The organism is Thalassotalea sp. G20_0, assembly GCF_017744175.1.
Classification (GTDB): Bacteria; Pseudomonadota; Gammaproteobacteria; order Pseudomonadales; family Endozoicomonadaceae; genus Endozoicomonas.
On sequence record NZ_JAGHQV010000552.1, the window covers coordinates 1 to 507 of the forward strand.

The 507-nt window shown below is 53.3% G+C and carries 1 protein-coding gene; it reads right to left on the minus strand.

Translation table 11 applies throughout. The features are described 5' to 3' along the window. Nucleotides 1-507 (minus strand): DUF1601 domain-containing protein (locus J7438_RS27510; protein WP_209279181.1); only part of this gene is annotated, 507 nt, incomplete at both ends.

A 507-nucleotide genomic window follows, 5' to 3' on the forward strand; every position in this document is an offset into this window, starting at 1 on the left:
TATCCACAAGTTTCGCCACGGCCCACAGCAGGTTGGCGACTTCCTGCGGGTTGAAGTGGTCTTTCTCTTCTTTTGATTCGGCTTTGGTTTTCACATGGGGCAACAGTGCGGCCACGACCTCATTGAGCTTCGGTGTGTTCTCCAGGTCAACCAGTTTCACCAGCGCCCACAGCAGGTTGGCGACTCCCTGTGAATTGAAGTGGTCTTTCTCTTCTTTTGATTCGGCTTTGCTCTTCACATGAGGCAGCAGGGTGGTCACAGTCTCTTTGAGTTTCGGTGTCTTCTCCAGCTCCAGCCCGTTGTCCACCAGTTTCGCCACAGCCCACAACAGGTTGGCGATATGCTGAGGAATAAAGTGGTCTTTCTCTTCTTTTGATTCGGCTTTGGTTGTCACATGAGGCAGCAGGGTGGTGACAGTCTCTTTGAGTTTCGGTGTCTTCTCCAGCTCCAACCCGTTATCCACCAGTTTCGCCACGGCCCACAGCAGGTTGGCGGTAGCTTGAGCGT